16 protein-coding genes are annotated in these 20,274 nt (G+C 63.9%); 4 read left to right on the top strand and 12 right to left on the bottom strand.

Annotated elements, in window-relative coordinates:
• Window positions 1-79: 79 nt before the first annotated feature.
• A complete protein-coding gene (locus tag ACP2YP_RS21310) occupies window positions 80-1,816 on the bottom strand; it encodes an adenylate/guanylate cyclase domain-containing protein (protein ID WP_426418325.1) in 1,737 nt (578 codons plus the stop codon).
• A gap of 322 nt (window positions 1,817-2,138) precedes the next feature.
• On the opposite strand from ACP2YP_RS21310, the gene ACP2YP_RS21315 reads away from it, so the two are divergent.
• Entirely contained in the window at window positions 2,139-4,340 is a 2,202-nt protein-coding gene (locus tag ACP2YP_RS21315) for a lytic transglycosylase domain-containing protein (protein WP_426418326.1), read from the top strand.
• 159 nt (window positions 4,341-4,499) lie between these two features.
• Here the strand turns inward: ACP2YP_RS21315 and ACP2YP_RS21320 are convergent, their stop codons facing one another.
• The gene (locus tag ACP2YP_RS21320) at window positions 4,500-4,877 is read right to left on the bottom strand and encodes a hypothetical protein (protein ID WP_426418327.1); all 378 of its coding nucleotides are present in this window, start codon (window positions 4,875-4,877) and stop codon (window positions 4,500-4,502) included.
• Between the two features lie 1,300 nt (window positions 4,878-6,177).
• Between ACP2YP_RS21320 and ACP2YP_RS21325 the strand changes: the two genes are divergently transcribed.
• The 3 genes from ACP2YP_RS21325 to ACP2YP_RS21335 all read left to right on the top strand — a co-directional run bounded on the left by ACP2YP_RS21325 (window position 6,178) and on the right by ACP2YP_RS21335 (window position 9,513).
• Window positions 6,178-8,376, top strand: coding sequence for a PAS domain S-box protein (locus tag ACP2YP_RS21325; protein ID WP_426418328.1), 2,199 nt, complete (start codon window positions 6,178-6,180; stop codon window positions 8,374-8,376).
• Complete coding sequence (locus tag ACP2YP_RS21330; protein ID WP_426418329.1) at window positions 8,373-9,044, top strand: response regulator transcription factor; 672 nt, start codon at window positions 8,373-8,375, stop codon at window positions 9,042-9,044. Before ACP2YP_RS21325 ends, ACP2YP_RS21330 begins: the two co-directional genes overlap by 4 nt.
• A gap of 82 nt (window positions 9,045-9,126) precedes the next feature.
• The gene (locus ACP2YP_RS21335; RefSeq protein WP_426426218.1) at window positions 9,127-9,513 is read left to right on the top strand and encodes a response regulator transcription factor; all 387 of its coding nucleotides are present in this window, start codon (window positions 9,127-9,129) and stop codon (window positions 9,511-9,513) included.
• Between the two features lie 22 nt (window positions 9,514-9,535).
• Here ACP2YP_RS21335 and ACP2YP_RS21340 read toward each other — a convergent pair whose 3' ends face one another.
• From ACP2YP_RS21340 to ACP2YP_RS21385, 10 genes are all read right to left on the bottom strand, one after another.
• Window positions 9,536-10,507: a tripartite tricarboxylate transporter substrate binding protein BugD gene (locus ACP2YP_RS21340; RefSeq protein ID WP_426418330.1), complete on the bottom strand. Its 972-nt coding sequence runs from the start codon at window positions 10,505-10,507 to the stop codon at window positions 9,536-9,538.
• A 173-nt stretch (window positions 10,508-10,680) separates the two neighbouring features.
• Complete coding sequence (locus tag ACP2YP_RS21345) at window positions 10,681-11,922, bottom strand: threonine synthase (protein ID WP_426418331.1); 1,242 nt, start codon at window positions 11,920-11,922, stop codon at window positions 10,681-10,683.
• Between the two features lie 195 nt (window positions 11,923-12,117).
• Window positions 12,118-13,539: a dihydrolipoyl dehydrogenase gene (gene lpdA / locus ACP2YP_RS21350; RefSeq protein WP_426418332.1), complete on the bottom strand. Its 1,422-nt coding sequence runs from the start codon at window positions 13,537-13,539 to the stop codon at window positions 12,118-12,120.
• A 133-nt stretch (window positions 13,540-13,672) separates the two neighbouring features.
• Entirely contained in the window at window positions 13,673-15,031 is a 1,359-nt protein-coding gene (locus ACP2YP_RS21355) for a pyruvate dehydrogenase complex dihydrolipoamide acetyltransferase (RefSeq protein WP_426418333.1), read from the bottom strand.
• Window positions 15,032-15,093: 62 nt separating this feature from the next.
• On the bottom strand, window positions 15,094-15,546 hold the full coding sequence (locus ACP2YP_RS21360; protein WP_200467632.1) for a nucleoside deaminase: 453 nt from the start codon (window positions 15,544-15,546) through the stop codon (window positions 15,094-15,096).
• A gap of 2 nt (window positions 15,547-15,548) precedes the next feature.
• Complete coding sequence (locus tag ACP2YP_RS21365) at window positions 15,549-15,851, bottom strand: DUF5076 domain-containing protein (RefSeq protein WP_200467631.1); 303 nt, start codon at window positions 15,849-15,851, stop codon at window positions 15,549-15,551.
• A 3-nt stretch (window positions 15,852-15,854) separates the two neighbouring features.
• A complete protein-coding gene (locus ACP2YP_RS21370; RefSeq protein ID WP_426418334.1) occupies window positions 15,855-17,246 on the bottom strand; it encodes a pyruvate dehydrogenase complex E1 component subunit beta in 1,392 nt (463 codons plus the stop codon).
• A 30-nt stretch (window positions 17,247-17,276) separates the two neighbouring features.
• Window positions 17,277-18,299, bottom strand: coding sequence for a pyruvate dehydrogenase (acetyl-transferring) E1 component subunit alpha (pdhA, locus tag ACP2YP_RS21375; RefSeq protein ID WP_426418335.1), 1,023 nt, complete (start codon window positions 18,297-18,299; stop codon window positions 17,277-17,279).
• A gap of 169 nt (window positions 18,300-18,468) precedes the next feature.
• Entirely contained in the window at window positions 18,469-19,848 is a 1,380-nt protein-coding gene (locus ACP2YP_RS21380) for a glycerophosphodiester phosphodiesterase family protein (RefSeq protein WP_426418336.1), read from the bottom strand.
• An 84-nt stretch (window positions 19,849-19,932) separates the two neighbouring features.
• A complete protein-coding gene (locus ACP2YP_RS21385) occupies window positions 19,933-20,250 on the bottom strand; it encodes an FtsB family cell division protein (protein ID WP_027529774.1) in 318 nt (105 codons plus the stop codon).
• Between the last annotated feature and the right edge of the window lie 24 nt (window positions 20,251-20,274).

The raw sequence follows: 20,274 nt of genomic DNA on the forward strand, positions 1-20,274 counted from the left end.
GGACAACAAAGCTAAGCCCGGAAATTAGGTCACGACAAACATCGTTATGGGGTAGAAACAATTATTCACGAGTGGACAGCTATTTGCTGTCCAATCGCCAGGCACCGTCCCAATCGGCTGCCGGCGGATTGGTCTCGAACTGCGCGATGCGGGCGAGCATGGTGCGCGACGGGCCGTCGCCGGGCGCGCGCTCCAGCGCCGCGTTGAACGCGGTGCGTGCGTCGTCGAAGCGACACGCGCGATAGGCGGCAAGGCCTTCCGCATAGTGCGCGCGCAGGCTCTCCCGCGGCTCTGCGAGCGCGCCCACCCTGCCCATCACCTCGAACACCGGCTGCGGCACGCTCTGCCCGACCACCGCGAGGCGATCTATCTCGCGCAATTCGAGCTGCGCGCCGATCGCCTCGGCGGTCGCCTGCGAGATCAGGATGCGGGTACCGTAGACCTTGTTCACTGCTTCGAGCCGCGAGGCGAGGTTCACGGCGTCGCCCATCACCGTAAAGCTCATCATCAGCTCGGAGCCGATGCTGCCGGTCAGGACCTCGCCGGTGGCAATGCCAATGCGCAAATCGCACGACACCGGCATGGCACGGATGCCGAGCAGATCCGGCAATTGCTTCTGCAGCGCGGGCACCTGGTCGGCCATGTCGATGGCGGAGAGGCCTGCGAGCAGTGCTTGCTCGTCCTCCTCGACGAAGGGCGGGCCCCAATAGGACATGATGGCATCGCCGATATATTTGTCGATGACGCCGCGGTTGTTCCGGATCGGAGCGGACATCACCGTGAAATAGTGGTTCATCACCTTGACGAGGCCGCGCGGGGTCATGCCCTCGCTCATTGCGGTGAAGCCGCTCATGTCAGAGAACATGATGGTCATCACCCGGCGCTGGCCGTCGATGGCGACCTCGGGCCGGTCGATCAGGCCCTGCACCACCTTGGGATCGATGTAGCGGCCGAAGGTCTCGCGGATGCGCTCGTTGTGGCGCAACTGCTCGATCATGCGGTTGAAGGCGGCGGCGAGCTCGCCGATCTCGTCCTGGGTCGAGACCGCGATGCTCTCGTCAAAGCGCCCTGCCTCGACCTCGCGAGCCCCGGCCAGCAGCAACCGCACCGGGCGGGTGATGCCGCTACTGACCAGCAGCGCAAAGGCAAATCCGACGATCGCCGCGAGCAAGGTGACGATGCCCGAGATGATGATCGCCTGGCGCTGGTGACCGACCACCTGCGACGTGCTCGCGTAGACCTGTTTGAGCATGTCGGCGCGGATCGCATCGATCCTCTGGTTGAACAGGTTCCGTATAGCGTCGATGTGCTCCAGCGTTCCGCGCGCCTCCGACATCTGCTTGGCATCGACTTGCTTGAGCAGCTTTGCGTGATCCTCGTTCATGTCGCGGCGCAGCTCGGTGACTGCGGTCTCGATGCGGGTGTCGATCCGCGCCAACGTGGCATCGTCCGACGGCGTCCTGGTGTCGTCGATGATCGCGTTGATGAGCGTGCGCGCGGCCGACGTCTCCTCCTCGATGTTCCGATCGGCCTCTTCGAACTCGTGCAGGCGCGCCGTATAGGCCTCCTCGTCCGAGGGCGACTGCATCCTCGTCATGACCATGCGCCGCAGCGCCAGCGCTCGCTCCAGCGAATGGATATTGGCGCGCGCCAGATGCCCGTAGGCGGGAATGTAGCGGTTGGTCAGCTCATCGAGGAGTGTGCCGACCTTGCTCGACATCACCATCGACAGGATCGAGGTGACCAGCATCAGGACGATCAATCCGAGGGCGATGCCGACGATCTTGCGCCGGATCGACTGGTTGAAAAGCGGCATGAGGTGCGGACGAGGGCTCAAAGAGGTCTATGGAACTCAATACACCGGATTTCGGACCGGGAACACGCGCAATCGGGCCCTTTGTGGCGTCACGAGCCCCCGCAACCGCCGCGCGAGGCCCGTTCGTTAACGAAGGTTAAAAAGCCCGTTCTATCACCCCCGTTGCGCAAGTTCCCGCATTCCATCCGTATTTTGCCGCATTGTTGCGGGAGCGTGATGAATGCGAAACAATGCCGTGTCACTGTTTTTGATGTCGATTTGATTCTCGCCGCGTGTCGTCGCGGACTTTGGTTTGTGCTGGTTTCGCAGGGGGGACCACGGAATGAACCAGTGCCTACGCTCGCTCGCGTGTATCGTTGTCATGACCGCACTGGCGCTGGTTCCGACGGAGCTGGCAGCGAAGAGCAAGTCATCAGCGCCGAAGAAGATCCATGAGGCCAAATCTGGCAGCAAGGCCGGCAAGCAGCGCCATGCTGCGGCCGGCAAGCACGGCAAACATGCCGAGGCCAAGCGCAAGTCGAAGAAGCAGGACGACGAGCCTGCGGACAGGCCCGCAGCCCCGCCGCTCACCGGCGACCTCGCCGCGCTGAAAGACGCCATCGACCTCGCGCGCAAGGGCAAGACCGATGACGCGACCGCAGCCCGCGACCGCATTGCCGATCCCGCCGGACAAAAGCTCGCCGACTGGTTCTTGCTGCGCCATTCCGAGAGCACCGCAAATTTCAAGCGTTACGCCGCCTTCCTCGCCGCCAATCCGGACTGGCCGAGCAGCGCGCTCTTGCGCCGGCGTGCCGAGGCGCGGCTGTGGCAGGAGAAGACCGACGCGGCCACCGTGCACGCCTTCACGATGGACCGGCCGACCAGTGCCAAGGGCAATTTCGCGCTCGCCCGCGTGCTGATTGCCGAAGGCGACAGCGAGCGGGCCGCGCGTCTGGTGCGTGAGGCCTGGCGCTCGGAGGAGCTGTCCGAGCGCAGCGAGGAGGATTCCTACGAAGCGTTCCACGATCTCCTGACCGCTGGGGATCATCGCGCTCGCATGGACAAGCGCCTCGGCGCCAAGGACTATGCCGGCGCAAGGCGCGCCGCAAAACGTCTCGGCGAGGATGCGCTCGCAATCGTCAAGGCCTGCGCCGCGGTCAACGGCAAGGAAAACAAGGCCAAGGACTATTTCGACAACGTATCGGCGGATGCGCGTCGCGATCTCGGCTACGCACTGTGCCGCGCGCAGTGGCATATCCAGAAGGACCGCATCGACGATGCGGCCGAGGTGATCCTCTCTGCGGCGCCTGACACCATGGCCGCGCAGGATACCGATGCTTGGTGGCGCGAACGCCGCCTGCTGGCGCGAAAACTGCTCGACCAGGGCAAGTCCAGGACCGCCTATGACGTGGTTCGCGCGGCGGCGATCCCGGCGATGGAAGTCTATCGCGTCGACTATCACTTCATGTGCGGCTGGATCGCGCTGCGCTATCTCGACGATCCCAAGACCGCATTGATGCACTTCGCGGCGATCGACGAGGGCTCGGCCAATCCGATCGCGCTGTCACGGGGCCATTACTGGCGCGGCCGTGCGGCCGAGGCGATGGGGGCAGTCGCCGACGCGCGCATGAGCTACAGGGCCGCCGCGCGCTATCCGACCGCCTATTACGGCCAGCTCGCCCGTGCACGGCTTGGCCTCGAGGGAATCGAGCTGCGTGCGCCCTCGCCCGTGCTCGCCTCCGCCGACACGCCGCCCGCGGACGAACGCGTGCGCGCCGCCGACATGCTCTACGGCATCGGCGAGCGCGACATGGTGTATTACTATGCCGATGATTTTGCCAAGGAGAGCACCGATGTCGCGGCGCTTGAAGCACTCGGCGAGCTCGCTGGCCGTCGCAACGACGCGCGCGTCATGCTCGAAATCGGCAAGTCGGCGCTGGCGCGCGGGCTGGCGCTCGACCACTACGCCTTCCCGACCATCGGCATCCCCGAGCACAAACAGGTGGCACCCGCGATCGAGACCAGCGTGATCTATTCGGTGGCCCGCACCGAAAGCTCGTTCAACCAGCGCGACAAGTCGGCGGCCAACGCGGTCGGCCTGATGCAGGTGACGCCGGAAGCCGGCCGCGACACCGCAAAGCGCTTCGGCGTGACCTATGATTGGGACAGGATGGTCTCCGATCCCGTCTACAACACTCAGATGGGCGCGGCCGAGCTCAGCGCGCTTCTCTCGGAATATCGTGGCAGCCAGATCATGACCTTCGCCGGCTACAATGCCGGCCGCGGCCGGGTGCGCGAATGGGTGCAGGCACACGGCGATCCCAGAGATCCCAAGATCGATCCGGTCGACTGGGTCGAGCGCATCCCGCTGTCGGAGACGCGCAACTACGTCCAGCGCGTGATGGAGAACGTGCTGGTCTATCGCGCACGGTTCGAGGGCAGCGGAGCGGTCGCCGGCAAGACCGACCAGCGCGTGGTGACGCAGGGTGCGAGTGCCGCGCCGCGCGCGGCCGCGACGCCCGCGAGCTTTACGGGCGCGAATTGACGCTCTTGGAGCTGCGGGTGGGCTAGCGAAGCGTAACCCACCACGATGTGGAGGGGGCATGGTTGGTTACGCCATCTGCTAACCCACCCTCGCTGGTCGACGCCTCCGGGGCTGGACCGAGGCGCCGCTCAGGTCTAGTGACTGCGGCTCCACGCGGGCTCAATTGCGTGGCTCGCTACCACGTCCTTCCATAGCCGTAGGGCCGTGAGCGCCCAAACATGCGTCGGTCAATGCTCGCGACAAAGTCCACATCTGCACCGTAGAGCTCCAGCACGACACCGCACCCAAAACTGCGAGGACTTCAATGGCGCGGCTGGCGACGGTCGCGATGTTCTCGGTGGCCTGCGTCCCAGTGAGGCCGGGCATCCACCAATCCATCATCAGCACCGCGAACTCGTTTCGGCGGTAGCAATCATGGTCACAGTACCGGCGCTGCGTCCGCGCATGCCGGATATAGCCGGACTGGAGCGGCCGCGAGCAGGTGCTGCACGCGGCTTCGCGTGACGGCGGCTCGTGATTGACCACCACGAACTTCATGACGCCACCCTCGCGCGCTCTTGCTGTTCCGCCACAGCCTCACGAAACAGCGCGTAGCATTCATAGTCGCAATAGGGGAGACGCGTCCCGATCTCGCGCAGATAGCTGCCGCCGATGCGCTCGCAGCACTGCAAGCACCGAGTTTGCCGGAACGGAGTCCTGTCGTTCACCAAGACGAAGGCGAACCTCATGTGGCACCTCCCAATGCGAAACAATAGACGCTATCCAGCGGGGAAAGCGCAGGCGGCGGCGCGCAAAGATGGTTGCGGCCATCGGGGTTGTCCCTGTTGCGCTCCACCTTCCGGGCGGGGACGAGGATGTATTTGCCGTCTTCCCTCCGCTGCGCGTAAAGCTTGCCTTCCTCGCTGGTCCTCACGCCACCTGAACTCGAAACAGCCAGCGGCGGTCGCGTTCCCTGCGCGCACGGAAATGATCCAAGCACTTCTTGGAACAGAGCGCGGTTCGCCAGGAATAGTATCGGATCAAGCCAAACTGCCTGCCACAAACGGCACAGCCGTGGTCTGAAGGACTGCGCTCAGACTGTTCGGACTTGTCGCACATCGTTCTCTCCCTCGTTCCTTTGTCCGTTCTCTTCCTTCGAATTCACGTGCGTGCTGGATCGCGGAAATCGCCGTTTCGCTGTCGCAGCGCGCGCACAGATGAAGCGAGGCGCAGGCGTCGTAATGGTCCGCCAGATCCTGCGAAACGTACGGGCAACGGGCGCAGAGCTTTACTCTCATGGCGACATCCCGAGCAACGCAGCGGCTTGGTCTTTCGTCCTGCGTCTGTCGGTGAGACCGCTCGAACCGTACGCTTGAGACCCGGTTCTTTTTGCAATCGCCGCCAGCGGCAGCACAATCAACGCTTCCCGATCGGTCATGAGGCTATTCCGTCAGCTACGACGTGCTCAATTGTACGGAGGTAAATGACCGACATGATTAGGGATGGGCGAGCTATACCTAGGTTTGTCCCGTAGTTGCCCGGGCCCCCGGACCGGCATTTTCGCAACGAGACGGCGCACGATGCACCGGTTGCACGGTCTCAGCGAATTCCTGGCGGCATAGCCGCGCTCAGCCCGCGGCGACCAGGCATGGCAAACCGCAAGTCCGAAGGCGGCACGTCGTGACGTCGTCCCCTCGCCCTCGCCATCGACCCGACTTTGGTCAGGGGAATTGCCGATATTGTTGCGACGTGGTCTAATTGCATTCACCGCAGAGACGAGCCGGGACCGTCTGCGATGAAGCCTGGCCAGATTGCAAAGATATGGAAGTTGGCCGCGCAATTCGTCTTCGGTTGCGCTGTGCTGGCGCTGGTGACCGCGGCCGGTTTCTTCCTCCAGATCGGGCTCGCCGCGACCGCGTTCTGCTATCTCGTGGTGATCCTGCTGTTCGCGCTCACGGACAGCTTCCGGGCCTCCGGCCTCCTCACTCTCCTCGCCGTTGCTGCGCTCGCCTATTTCTCGGCGCCGCCTCTCCTTGATTTCCGCATCTCCGATCCGCAGGATCGTCTGGTAATCGCTCCCTTCATCCTCGCATGCCTGATCGGGTCGGGCTTGATCCAGCAGGCCCGCAGCGAACGGCGAGTTGGCCCTGTCAAGCCGAGCCTTGGATCCAGCGATGTCGGTTTGCGCGAGGCTGTGAAGCAATGGCAGCAGATCTTCGAGCACAACCCGGTCATGTATTTCATGGTCGATCCTGCCGGGACCGTGGTGAACGTGAACACGTTCGGCGCCGCGCAACTGGGCTATACGGCAGCGGAGCTGATCGGCCAATCCGTGCTGGGCGTGTTCTTCGAGGAAGACCACAGCTTCGTCGGCCATTGCGTTGCGCTCTGCCTCGAGACCGTCGGTCAGTCTCACACCTGGGAAATCCGGAAGGTGCGCAAGGACGGCTCGGTTCTGTGGGTACGCGAGAACGCCAAGGCCATGCTGCAAGGCGATGGCAAGCAGATCGTGCTGGTCGCCTGCGAGAACATCACCGAGCGCAAGGAAGCGGAGAATGCGCTGCGACAGAGCGAGGCTTACCTCGCCCAGGCGCAGGAATTGAGCCACACCGGCAGCTTCGGCTGGAAGGCCGCGACCGGCGAGATTACCTGGTCGAAGGAGACGTATCGCATCTTCCAATGCGACGAGGCTGAGAAGCCCACGATCCCATTCATGCTCCAGCGTATCCATCCGGACGATAGGCTCGCGGTGCAGCGAACCACAGGGCGCGCGATGCGCGATGGTCGCGATTACGATCACGAATACCGGCTCGTGATGCCCGATGGCGCCGTGAAATATGTTCGTGCGGTGGCCCGCGCCACGCAAGACGCCGATGGTGGCATCGAGTTCGTTGGCTCGGTGAGCGACGTCACGGCGACCAAAGAGGCAGAGCGCAGGCTGCGTGAGAGCGAGCAGCGCTTTCGCGACTATGCCGAAACCGCGTCTGACTGGTTCTGGGAGACGGGGCCAGACCACCGCGTTACCCTGATATCGGAACACTCCGATACCGTCACCATCCCCGCGGGCCTGATCGGGCTCACGCGTTGGGACATTGCTCCGGACGCCGATCTCGAGCCGGAAAAATGGCAACAACATCGGGCAGCGCTCGACGCCCACACTCCGTTCCGCGACTTGGTGTATCGCAGCAGGGACCGCAACGGACAGCGGATCTACGTGCGCACCAGCGGCAAACCGTTCTTCGACGCCAACGGCAATTTCCTCGGCTATCGTGGCGTCTGCACCGATGTGACCGCGGCCATCCGGGGTGACCAGGCCGAAGAGGCATTGCGCAAGGCACAGATCGAGCTGGCCCATGTGACACGCGTCACGACGCTCGGCGAGCTGACCGCCTCGATTGCTCACGAACTCAATCAGCCCCTCGCCGCCGTGATGGCCAATGCCGACGCCTGCATCGGCTGGCTGCAGCGCAGTCCCCCCGATCTGAAAGGGGCACGCCGCTCGGTGGAGTGGATCATCGAGGATGGAAACCGTGCCAGCGAGGTGATCCGCCACGTCCGGGCACTTGCCAAGAGAACCGACATCGAGATGGTCCCGCTCGACCTCAACCAGGTCGTTCGCGAGGCGGTCGCGCTCGTTCACCGCGAGATGGCCACCCACGCCGTATCGGTGCGGATGGAGTTGAGATCAGTGCTGCCCAACGTTTTCGGCGACCGAATCCAGTTACAGCAGGTGCTGATCAACCTGATCATGAATGCGATCGAAGCGATGGAAGGCGTTACGGATCGCCCGCGCGAGCTGGTGATCTGCTCCGGTCTGGACAACAACGGATCGGTGCTGGTGAGCGTGACGGACCGTGGGGTCGGTATTTCTGCCGAGGCGATTGATCGCATGTTCACACCGTTCTTCACCACCAAATCCAGCGGCCTGGGCATGGGACTCTCGATCTGCCGATCCATCGTCGAGGCCCATGGCGGACGACTTTCAGCCTCGCCCCATGAGGGGCGGGGCGCGACGTTTCAGATGGCCCTGCCCTTGTATCAGGAGGAAGCGTCGTGACAGAGCGCCCCGCGCCCTCCTTGCCGGAGGTGGACAACAACGAGCCGATCGTCCTGGTCGTCGATGATGACCCGGCGGTGCGCCGGGCGCTTATCAATCTCTTCGAATCGGTCGGCCTCAGGGTCGCTGCATTCGGCTCGGCGCCGGAGATCCTGCAAAGCAAGCCGCCTGAGGTCCCCAGCTGTCTGGTGCTCGATATCCGCCTGCCGGGACTGAGCGGCCTCGACCTGCAGGCCGATCTTGCCAAGGCAAACATCCACACGCCCATCATCTTCATCACCGGCCATGGCGATATTCCCATGACCGTCCGGGCCATGAAGAGTGGCGCGGTCGACTTCCTGACCAAGCCGGTGCGCGACCAAGACATGCTGGACGCGGTCCAGGCCGCGATCCAGCGCGATCGCAAGCGCCGCGAGATCGAGAAAACGGTATCGAACGTCAGGTCCCGCTTCGAGTCCCTGACCCCGCGGGAACGGGACGTACTGTCCCTGGTCGCGTCCGGCAAGATGAACAAGAACGTGGCCGCTGAGCTGGGATTGGCCGAAATCACCGTCAAGATCTATCGCGGCCAGATCATGCGGAAGATGGGTGCCAAGTCGCTGGCCGAGCTGGTCAAAATGAACGAGGCGCTCGGGATTCAGCGCGCCACGCGGGACGAACAAACCTAAGTATGAGTTCCAAATCTCGCTTGATGGGCCCACCTTGGCTTCCGGCCGCGTGCGACGGCAAGCAGCTCGGGAGCGGACGGTCTTGTCAGCGCCTTCAGTGATTTCTGTGCTCGACGATGATCCCTATGTGCGGGCCGCGATCGACAATCTTCTCGCGTCGCGCGGATACGTCGTCCACACATTCGCCTCGGCCGAAGCGTTCCTGGGCTCGACCGATCTGAACGGCGCCAGCTGCGTGATTGCGGATGTGCAGATGCCGGTCATGAGCGGGATCGATCTGTTAACGCAGATGCGTGCCCAGGGCTCGGCCACGCCGTTCATATTCATGACAGCGTTTCCGGATGAGAGCGTGCGCGCACGTGCGCTGGGGGCCGGTGCACTCTGCTTCCTTGGCAAGCCGTTCGCCACCTCGGAGCTGATGCGATGCCTCGAGATGGCGCTGAGAGGACGGGGGGACGCTCTGGCGTGATGCGGCACGCGTGAGCCCCGCCTCACTCCACCTTGATATTCGCCGCCTTGATGATCGGCCACCACTTTGCGATCTCGGCTTTCTGCCGCGTGCCGAGCGCTTCGGGCGTGAGCTGATCCTTCGGCGTCATCTCCAGGCCCTGGCTTTCAAGCTGCTTCTTCACGGCGGGATCGTTCAGCGCCTCAACGGCAGCCGCGTTGAGCTTGGTGACGATTTCCTTCGGCGTACCCTTCGGCACCCACAGGCCCGACCACAGCGTCATATTAAAGCCCTTCAGCCCCGCCTCGTCGGCGGTCGGGATGTCGGGCGCCGAGGCGAGGCGCTTGTCGTCGGTGATGGCGTAGGCGCGGATGGTGCCGGCGCGGACCTGGTTGATGGAGTTGGAGGTCTGGTCGACGATGACGTCGATCTGGCCGGCGATCAAATCGTTCAGCGCCGGCGCGGTGCCGCGATACGGCACGTATTGCAGCTTGATGCCGGAGACGCTCTCGAAATAGACGCCGGCGATGTGGCTGCCGGAGCCTGCACCAGCGGTGCCGGCCGTCGGCGGCGACGGCCGCGACTTCAGCCATTCCAGCAGCTCTTTCAGCGAGGTCGCCGGCACCGCGTTCTTGCTGACCACAATCATCGGATTGCTCGGCAGCAGCACCACCGGCTCGAGATCGGCGACGAGATCGTAATTGAGCTTGTAGACCGCACCGTTGGCGACGTGGGTGCCGAGATGACCGAAGGAGATGGTGTAGCCGTCAGGTGCCGAATGCACGGCACGGCCAACACCGATCGAGCCGCCGGCGCCGGTGACGTTCTCGATCACCAGGGGCTGGCCGAGCGAGACGCGCATCCGCTCGGCGAGCACGCGCGCCATCGCATCTGACGGGCCGCCGGCTGCGAAGGGAACGATGATGGTGATGGGATGCGACGGATAATCGTCGGCGCGCGCGGCGCCGGTGAGAGCGAGAATGCCGATCAGCCCGGCCCAGGCGGCCTTCTTCATTGTGGTCTCCCCGACGATTCTTTTTCTTCACCTCGCCCCGCTTGCGGGGAGAGGTCGAATTGCGAAGCAATTCGGGTGAGGGGGAGTCTCCGCATATTCAACTGTCACCGTCCCCGCGGAGAGTCCCCCTCACCCCGACCCTCTCCCCGCAAGCGGGGCGAGGGAGAAATAAGTTAAAACTGCGCGTAGTCGATCAGCTTGTGGCGATCGAGCGTGCGGGTGACCGGCGGCAGCGGGTACTTCAGGCCGGTCGCGCAATTGAACAGCATGACGCGGTCGGTCTTGCTGACGCGGCCGTCGGCGAGGCTGTCCTTGTAGGCAGCGTAGGTCGCGGCACCCTCGGGGCACAGCAACAGCCCCTCCTCGCGCGCGACTTCGTTCAGCGCCGCCGAAATCTTGTCATCGTCGACCGCGATGGCAAATCCCTTGCTCTCGCGCACGGCGCGCAAAATCAGGAAGTCGCCGATCGCCTGCGGCACGCGGATGCCGGATGCGATGGTGTGAGCGTCCTCCCAGCGCGTGGCATGCTCGGTGCCGGCCTCATAGGCGCGCACCATCGGCGCGCAGCCGGAGGCCTGCACCGCGACCATGCGCGGACGCTTGCTTCCGATGAAACCGATTTTCTCCAGCTCGTCAAACGCCTTCCACATGCCGATCAGGCCGGTGCCGCCGCCGGTCGGGTAGAAGATCACGTCGGGCACGTCCCAGCCGAGTTGCTCGGCAAGCTCGAGGCCCATCGTCTTCTTGCCTTCGATGCGGTACGGCTCCTTCAGCGTCGAGGTGTCGAACCAGCCCACCTTTGCCTTGCCCTCGCCGACGATCTTGCCGCAATCGTCGATATAGCCGTTGACGCGGTAGACGGTCGCGCCCTGCAACTCGATCTCGCTGACGTTCACCTCAGGCGTGTCGGCCGGGCAGAAGATCGTGGTCTTGATGCCGCAGGAGGTCGCGTAAGCCGCAAGCGCTGCGCCGGCATTGCCGTTGGTCGGCATCGCCATATGCTCGATGCCGAGGGCCTTGCCCATCGACACCGCCATCACCAGGCCGCGCGCCTTGAACGAGCCGGTCGGCAGACGTCCCTCGTCCTTCACGATGATCTCGCCGCCGCCGAGCTTTGTGCCGAGCTTGGGCAGCCGGATCAGCGGCGTGGTGACTTCGCCGAGCGAGACAATGTCCTTGCATTTGCGCACCGGCAGCAGCTCGCGGTAGCGCCACATGTCGGCGGGGCGCTGGGCGAGCGCATCCTTCGTCAGCGCCTTCTTCACGCCCGCGAGGTCGTAACGGACCAGCAGCGGCTTGCCGGCCTTGGAGAGGTTGTGGACCTGGTCGGCCGCGTAATGGTCGCCCTCCATCGCGCATTCGAGATGGGTGACGAAGGTCGGGCGTTCGATGGTCAGGTTGTCGTTGTCGTGCATGGGTTCACTCCCTTTTGTTGTTTTGGTCTTTCCAATGTTGGTCCCGTCACCCTGAGGAGGCCGCGGAGCGGCCGTCTCGAAGGGCGACAGCCCGGCTGCCGCATCCCGGCCGTGCATCCTTCGAGGCTCGCTACGCGAGCACCTCAGGATGACGGGACCGCTAGTAGCGCCCGCCGACGCTGCGGCCCTCTCCCGTCAAATATTCAACACCCGCCCATACGCATCCAGCACGGCTTCCTTCATCATCTCCGACAGCGTCGGATGCGGGAACACCGTGTGCATCAACTCTTCTTCCGTGGTCTCCAGGTTCATGGCGACGACGTAGCCCTGGATCAGCTCGGTCACTTCAGCGCCGACCATGTGGGCGCCGAGCAGCTGGCCGGTCTTCTTGTCGAAGATCACCTTGACCAGGCCCTGGTCCTCGCCGAGCGCAATGGCCTTGCCGTTGCCGACAAAGGGGAAACGGCCGACACGGATCTCGCGGCCGTTCTCTTTCGCTTTGGCTTCGGTGAGACCGACCGAAGCGACCTGCGGGTTGCAGTAAGTGCAGCCGGGAATCAGGTTCTTGTCCATGGGATGCGGATGCAGTCCCTTGATGGCCTCGACGCAAACCACGCCCTCATGCTCGGCCTTGTGCGCGAGCATCGGGGGGCCGGCGACGTCGCCGATGGCGTAGATGCCGGGAACGTTGGTCTTGCCGTAGCCGTCGATGACGATGCAGCCGCGGTCGGTTTTCACGCCAAGCTTTTCGAGGCCGAGATTCTCGATATTGCCGACGACACCGACGGCCGAGATCACCCGCTCGAACTCGGTGGTGACGGGCTTGCCCTTGCCGTCGTCGATGGAGGCGACAACGCTGTCGGCCTTCTTCTCCAGCTTCGTGACCTTGGTCGAGGACATGATCTTGATGCCCTGCTTCTCCAGGCGCTTGCGGGCGAGGCCCGCGATCTCGGCGTCCTCAACGGGCAGGATCTGCGGCAGCACCTCGACGACGGTGACGTCGGAGCCCATGGTGTGGAAGAACGAGGCGAACTCGATGCCGATCGCACCGGAGCCAACGACCAGCAGCGACTTCGGCATCTTATCCGGCACCATCGCCTCAAAATAAGTCCAGATCAGCTTCTTGTCGGGCTCGAGCCCCGGCAGCACGCGCGGCCGCGCGCCGGTCGCGACGATGATGTGCTTGGCCTGATAGCTCCCCTCGCCTAGCGAACCCTTCGGGCCCTCGACATCGGACTTCTTCACTGTGACTTTGCCAGGCGCGTCGATCGAGGCGGCGCCCCAGATCACGCTCACCTTGTTCTTCTTCATCAGGAAGCCGACGCCGTCATTGAGCCGCTTCGAGACGCCGCGCGAGCGCTGCACCACCGCCTTCGGATCGAACGAGACGTTATCGGCCGACAGGCCGTAATCCTTGGCGTGCTGCATGTAGTGGTAGATTTCGGCGGAGCGTAAGAGCGCCTTGGTCGGAATGCAGCCCCAGTTCAGGCAGATGCCGCCGAGATAGGATTTCTCGACGATCGCGACCTTGAAGCCGAGCTGGGCCGCCCGGATCGCAGTGACATAGCCGCCGGGACCGGAGCCGATGATGATGACGTCGAAGGATGTGTCGGCCATTGCGGCTCCCATTCAACTGAACTTCGTGGGGTGGGCAAAGCGAAGCGTGCCCACCGCCTTCCAACGCTATAAAATAAGGTGGGCACGGCGCGTTTCGCGCCTTTGCCCACCCTACGTATGCACCGTTCGCGGCTCACACCATCATCATGACGGGGTTTTCGATCAGCTGCTTGAACGCACCGATCAGTTCGGCGCCGAGCGCGCCGTCGATGGCGCGGTGATCGCAGGACAACGTCACGCTCATCATGTGCGCGATCTCGATCTTGCCGCCGCGCACGACGGGGCGCTCCTCGCTGGTACCGACCGCAAGGATGGTCGCGTGCGGCGGATTGATCACAGCGGTGAAATGGCTGATGCCGTACATGCCGAGGTTGGAGACGGCCGTAGTGCCGCCCTGGTATTCCTCCGGCTTCAGCTTGCGCGAGCGGGCGCGCGCGGCAAAATCCTTCATCTCGTTGGAGATCGTTGACAGCGTCTTGGTCTCGGCCTTGCGGATGATCGGAGTGATCAGGCCGCCCGGCATCGCCACGGCAACGCCGACGTCGGAATGATGGTGCTTGACCATGCCGGACTCGGTCCAGCTGACGTTGCAGCTCGGGATCTTCTGCAGCGCGACCGCCATCGCCTTGATGACGAAGTCGTTGACCGAGATCTTGTAGAGCGGCTTCTTCTCCTTGTCCTTCGGCGCGGTGGCGTTGATCTCCTCGCGCGCGGCAAGGAGTTTGCCGATGTCGCAGTCGATGGTCAGGTAGAAGTGCGGGACGTTCTGGATCGATGCCGTCAGGCGCTGCGCGATCGTGCGGCGCATGCCGTCATGCGGGACGATGTCGTAGGAGCCCGGCTCGAACAGCGACAGGATCTGCTTGTCCGACATGGTCGGTGCGATCGAGGGCGCACCGCCGGACGGTGCCGCGGCGGGGGCCTTCAGACCCTTGCCGGACTTGGCCTGCTCGACGTCGCGCGCAACGACGCGACCATGCGGGCCGGTGCCGGTGACCATCCCGACATCGATGCCGGCTTCCTTGGCGATGCGGCGCGCCAGCGGCGATGAGAACACGCGGCCAGCATGACCGTTACTCTGCGCAGCGGGCGCTGCGGCCTGCGTCGCCGGTGCGGCGGCGGGCGCCGGTGCAGCCTTGGGCGCGACCGGCGCAGGCGCAGCAGCGGGAGCCTCAGCGGCCTTCTCGGCGGCTTTCGGCGGCGCGGCCGAAGCGCTGAGCTTGGCGGAGCCTGCGGCCTTCACGTCCTCGCCTTCGCCGGCGAGCACCGCGATCACGTCGTTGACCGGCACATCCTGTGTACCCTCGGGCACAAGGATCCTGGCGATCGTGCCCTCATCGATGGCCTCGACCTCCATGGTGGCCTTGTCGGTCTCGATCTCGGCGATGACATCGCCGGATTTGACCTTGTCGCCTTCCTTCTTCAGCCACTTGGCGAGGTTGCCCTTCTCCATCGTCGGCGAAAGAGCGGGCATCAGGATGTTGATGGGCATGCTGACCTCACGAAGAACTTCTCAAAACGTCGTCCCCGGAAGCGAGGACGAACTGACCAGGGTTAGTTGCCGATGTCGCCCTGCCACAGGCGCTCATTGGCTGGAACGGAACGCCAATTCTTCATCATGGTGATGGAGCGGTCGTCGGCAAGATCGATCCAGGGGATTCCGAACTTGTCGAGGATGTCCTTGGATCCCTCGAAGGTGACGGATTCGCCGATCACCACGAGCTTGACCTTGAACAAAGCGAGCGCGCCCGCACACATCGAGCATGGCGACAGCGTGGTGTACATGACGGTGTCGTGGAACGAGATCGCGCCGGCTTCCCGCAGGCAGCTCATCTCGCCGTGCAGGATGACGTTGTTCTCCTGCACGCGGTTGTTGTGGCCGCGGGCGATGATCTTGTTGTCGCGCGTCAGCACGGCGCCGATCGGCAACCCGCCTTGCGCGATCGAATCCTGCGCCTCGCGGATCGCCTCCAGCATGAAATCGAAATGGTAAGCTTCGACGGCCACGGTCAGTGTCCCTTCCCGCGCGGCGTCGTGGTGCCGGTGTCCGTGGGGCGCTCGATCTCCGCCTGAAACATCTCCAGGATCCGGTTCAGCGCGTCCTCCTCGGTATATTCGCTTTCGCGCGAATAGGCTCGCGCGGCGTGGCGGGCGAGATCGACCAGCAGCAGGCCCCACATGTCGGGCTCCTCGAAGGCCCGCTGGAACGCCATCGACAGCCCGCCGTCCAGCACGAACACGCGCAGGATCTCGACCGCATCATCGCGGGCGAGGACGTCGGGTGGCAATGGCTGCTCCTTCGGGCCCGCCATGGTCTACCTGTAGCAGACGGCTTTGGCCGCCTCGACCACTTCGGCCACCGTCGGCAACGCGAGCTTCTCCAGGTTCGCCGCGTACGGCATCGGCACGTCCTTGCCGGAGACGCGCGCAACTGGCGCATCGAGATAGTCGAAGGCGTTTTCCATGATGCGCGCGGCGATCTCGGCGCCGACGCCGCTCTGGGCCCAGCCCTCTTCTACCGTAACGGCACGGCCGGTCTTCTTGACCGAATTGATGATGGTCTCGGTGTCCATCGGACGCAGCGTGCGCAGATCGATCACCTCGGCCTCGATGCCGTCCCTGGCGAGCTCGTCGGCGGCCTTCAGCGCGTAGGTCATCCCGTTCGACCAAGAGATGATGCTGACATGGCTGCCGGAGCGCACGATGCGCGCCTTGCCGATCGGCACGACGTAGTCGGCAAGCTTCGGCACATCGCCGGTGTGGCCGTACAGCACCTCGTTCTCGAGGAAGATCACCGGATTGGGATCGCGGATCGCGGCCTTGAGCAGGCCCTTGTAGTCGGCGGCCGAGAACGGCGCGACGACCTTGAGGCCCGGGATGTTGGAGTACCAGGATGAATAATCCTGGCTGTGCTGGGCGGCGACGCGCGCGGCTGCGCCGTTGGGTCCGCGGAATACGATCGAGCAGCCCATCTGGCCGCCGGACATGTAGAGCGTCTTGGCCGCAGAGTTAATGATCTGGTCGATCGCCTGCATAGCGAAGTTGAAGGTCATGAACTCGACGATCGGCTTCAGGCCTGTCATCGCCGCGCCGACGCCGACACCGGCAAAGCCGTGCTCGGTGATTGGGGTGTCGATCACGCGCCTGGCGCCAAATTCCTGGAGCAATCCTTGCGTAACCTTGTAGGCGCCCTGATATTCGGCGACCTCCTCGCCCATCACAAAGACATCCGGATCGCGGCGCATCTCTTCGGCCATGGCATCGCGCAAGGCTTCGCGGATGGTCTGCGTCACCATCTCGGTGCCGGCGGGCACTTCCGGATCGGGCTCGGCGACCGCCTGCGGCGCGGACGGCGCAGCCTTGGGCGCGGGAGCTTCAGCCTTGGCCGCGGCGGGCGGAGCGGATTCCGCAGCCTTCTCCTGCTTGGCGGGCGCAGGCGCCTTGGCAAGATCAGCCGTGCTCTCGCCGTCGGCGAGAATGGTCGCGATCGGCGTGTTCACGGCAACGTCGGCGGTGCCCTCGGGGATCAGGATCTTGCCGAGCGTACCCTCATCGGTCGCCTCGACCTCCATCGTGGCCTTGTCGGTCTCGATCTCGGCGATCACGTCGCCGGACTTGATCGTCTCGCCCTCTTTTTTCAGCCATTTGGCGAGGTTGCCCTTTTCCATCGTGGGCGACAACGCGGGCATCAGCACTTGAATTGGCATATCGACTCCAAAAGAAAGCTTGCGCGCGTTTTAGCGATAAACATCGGTCCAGAGCTCGGCGGCATCCGGCTCGGGATCATGCTGGGCAAAGTCGGCGGACGCGTTGACGATGTCGCGCACCTCGGCGTCGATCGCCTTGAGGTCGGCCTCGCTCACCTTCGCCGCCAGCAGGCGGTTGCGCACCTGCTCGATCGGATCCTGGTCGTGGCGGACCTTCTCGACCTCCTCGCGCGTGCGGTATTTTGCCGGGTCGGACATCGAGTGACCACGATAGCGGTAGGTCTGCATCTCCAGGATCATCGGCCCCTTGCCGGAGCGGCACCAGGCGGCGGCCTCGTCGCCGGCGGCCTTCACGGCGCGGACGTCCATGCCGTCGACCTGCATGCCGGGGATGTTGAACGAAGCGCCGCGCTTGGAGAAATCCTGCTGCGCCGAGGCGCGCGAGACCGAGGTGCCCATGGCGTAGCGGTTGTTCTCGATGACGTAGATCACCGGCAGCTTCCAGAGCTCCGCCATGTTGAAGCTCTCATAGACCTGGCCCTGGTTGGCCGCGCCGTCGCCGAAATAGGTGACGCTGACATTGCCATTGCCGCGATAATAGTTGGCGAAAGCGAGACCGGTGCCGAGCGAGACCTGGGCGCCGACGATGCCGTGGCCGCCGTAAAAGTGCTTCTCCTTGCTGAACATGTGCATGGAGCCGCCCTTGCCCTTGGAATAGCCGCCGCGGCGTCCCGTGAGCTCGGCCATCACGCCGTTGGCCTCCATGCCGGTCGCAAGCATATGCCCGTGGTCGCGATAGCCGGTGATGACCTGATCGCCCTCCTTCAGGGCCATCTGCATGCCGACCACCACGGCCTCCTGGCCGATATAGAGATGACAGAAGCCGCCGATGGCGCCCATGCCGTAGAGCTGGCCGGCCTTCTCCTCGAATCGCCGGATCAGGAGCATGTCGCGAAGCGCCTTCAGCTCCTGCTCCCTCGTGAATTCGGGGGGCGAACCGCCGTTAGTCTTGTCTTGCGGGCTGCTTGCGGCGGCTTTCTTGGGTGCGGCCATGGGAATTCCGGGTCAGAGAAATCTAAGCCCTCTCTAACCCAACTCAATCGCGTGTGAAAGCACCGCAGCGAGATGGCACGACTTTCATTATGCCGCACTGCAACGTGGCCGAAATTTTGCAAAACCTTTAGGCTTGATCAGGCAACATTCGGCTCACGCGACGCTCGGCTCACCAGCCGAGCTCTCGCAAATACGCTGCGCGGGCGGCAACGCCGGTATGCGTGAAGTCGGTGAAGACCCCGTCGACGCCGAGACGGAAGAATTTGAGATATTCCTGGGCCGGATCGGCGTGATAGTCGGCCGCGAGATATTTCTTCTCGTTCCGGAATGTGAAGACGTGCACGAACAGGCCGAGCTTGTGCGCGTCGGAGATCAGGCTGGTTGCCTCCTGCGTCGATGCCTCCGGCGTCGAGCCCTTGTAGGGCGTGCCGTCGGCATTGGCGTCCTTCCACGGCGCGACCTTGAGCGGAACGATATAGGCCTTCCACGGGCCGATGCCGTCGGCATAGGTCTTGATCTCGGCAAGGCCGACCGGCGTCAGCATCGCGTCGTACAGGCGCGCATCGCCGGCAACCGTCCAGTCGAACGGACGGGAATTGGTGATGTTGTTGAGCAGGACCTTGCCGGTTTTGAAGTCGATGCCGTTGCCGTCGACGAGCTGGACCTGCCGCGTCTCCAGGCCATGGCTGCGCATATATTTCAGGCTGCCGGGCTCGAAGCTCTGGACCAGGATCGGCGCGTCCTTGGTGTTGAGGCCGTTGTCCTTGATGATCTTGATCAGGGCATCCTCGAGCGGATGGCTGCCCGGCGCGCCGCAACCATTGGCGATCGCCTGGGCATTGTTCCAGGTCGGGTTCTTGGTTTCCGGATAGACCAGGATGGGACGCCCCGTCTCCTTGCTCTTGGCCTTGGCGATGTCGAGGATGTCCTGGAAGCTGATGGCCGGGAATTTGCCGTTGAACACCTTTGGCCGCTCATTGGCTGCATCGTAGGTGGTGCCCCCGATCCATTCCTTCAGCTCGGCCATGGTGAAGTCGGTGATCGACCAGTCGTTGGTGTGATCCTCGCCGTCGACGATCAATGACTTCAGCACCGATTTGGGATCGGCCGGATCGGTGAGGTCCGTAAGGTAGTCTGCTGGCACGCCGCTGGCAGCCGGCGCCTTGACGCGCACGCCGGGCACCGTGCGCTTGCGCGCCGCGACCGCCGCATTGGTCTTCGCCACCGCGGCCACGTTGGTGTTGTCCGCGAGCCAGGGGTTGTGACGCGCGACCAGGACGCAGTCCTTGGTGAGGTGAAGGTCCTCTTCGAGCGCGTCGGTTCCGAGCGCTGCGGCGAGGTCGTAGGAGGCCTCGGTCTCTTCGGGCACCAGTCCCGGCACGCCGCGATGTCCGAGGATCAGAGGCGCCTTTCCGTCGACAGTCAGGAAGGGTTTTGCGCCTGATGGTGCCGGGGCGGTCTGTGCAGACGCCATCGACAGCGGCAGAATCGCCGCGCTGAACAGCATCGCTCCAACACATAGCGTCCGTCGGGAACGATTGTTCGTCATGGCAAGCCTCCATCTTCACAGCATCGCATCGATGCCGGGCTTGCCGTCTTGTCCCAAGACTCTGACAGGCGGATGACGGAGGGTTCAGTTCTGGGGGATCATCCGCACGAGATCGTGCGGATTGACATAGTCGAGCTGAAAGCGTGCCCGCTCGTCCAGCATGTCAGGATCGATCTTTTCGGTGCGCAAGAGCGACACGCGCTGCTCGCTCCGGGCGCGCTCGCGCTTGAGCTGTGCCAGCTCGCTGGTCAGCGCGATGATCTCCTGGTCGAGCTCCTGGCGCGCGTTGAGGCCATATTTGCCGGTATAGGCGTTGACCCCGAAATAGCCGACGATGGCGGCCGCCATCGCATAGAGGGCAAGACCGGTCAGGATCGACTTGAGGCGCGCGCGGGAGACCATTTTGGCAAGATGGGCCAGCTTGGT

Source organism: Bradyrhizobium genosp. A, assembly GCF_049949275.1.
GTDB lineage: Bacteria > Pseudomonadota > Alphaproteobacteria > Rhizobiales > Xanthobacteraceae > Bradyrhizobium.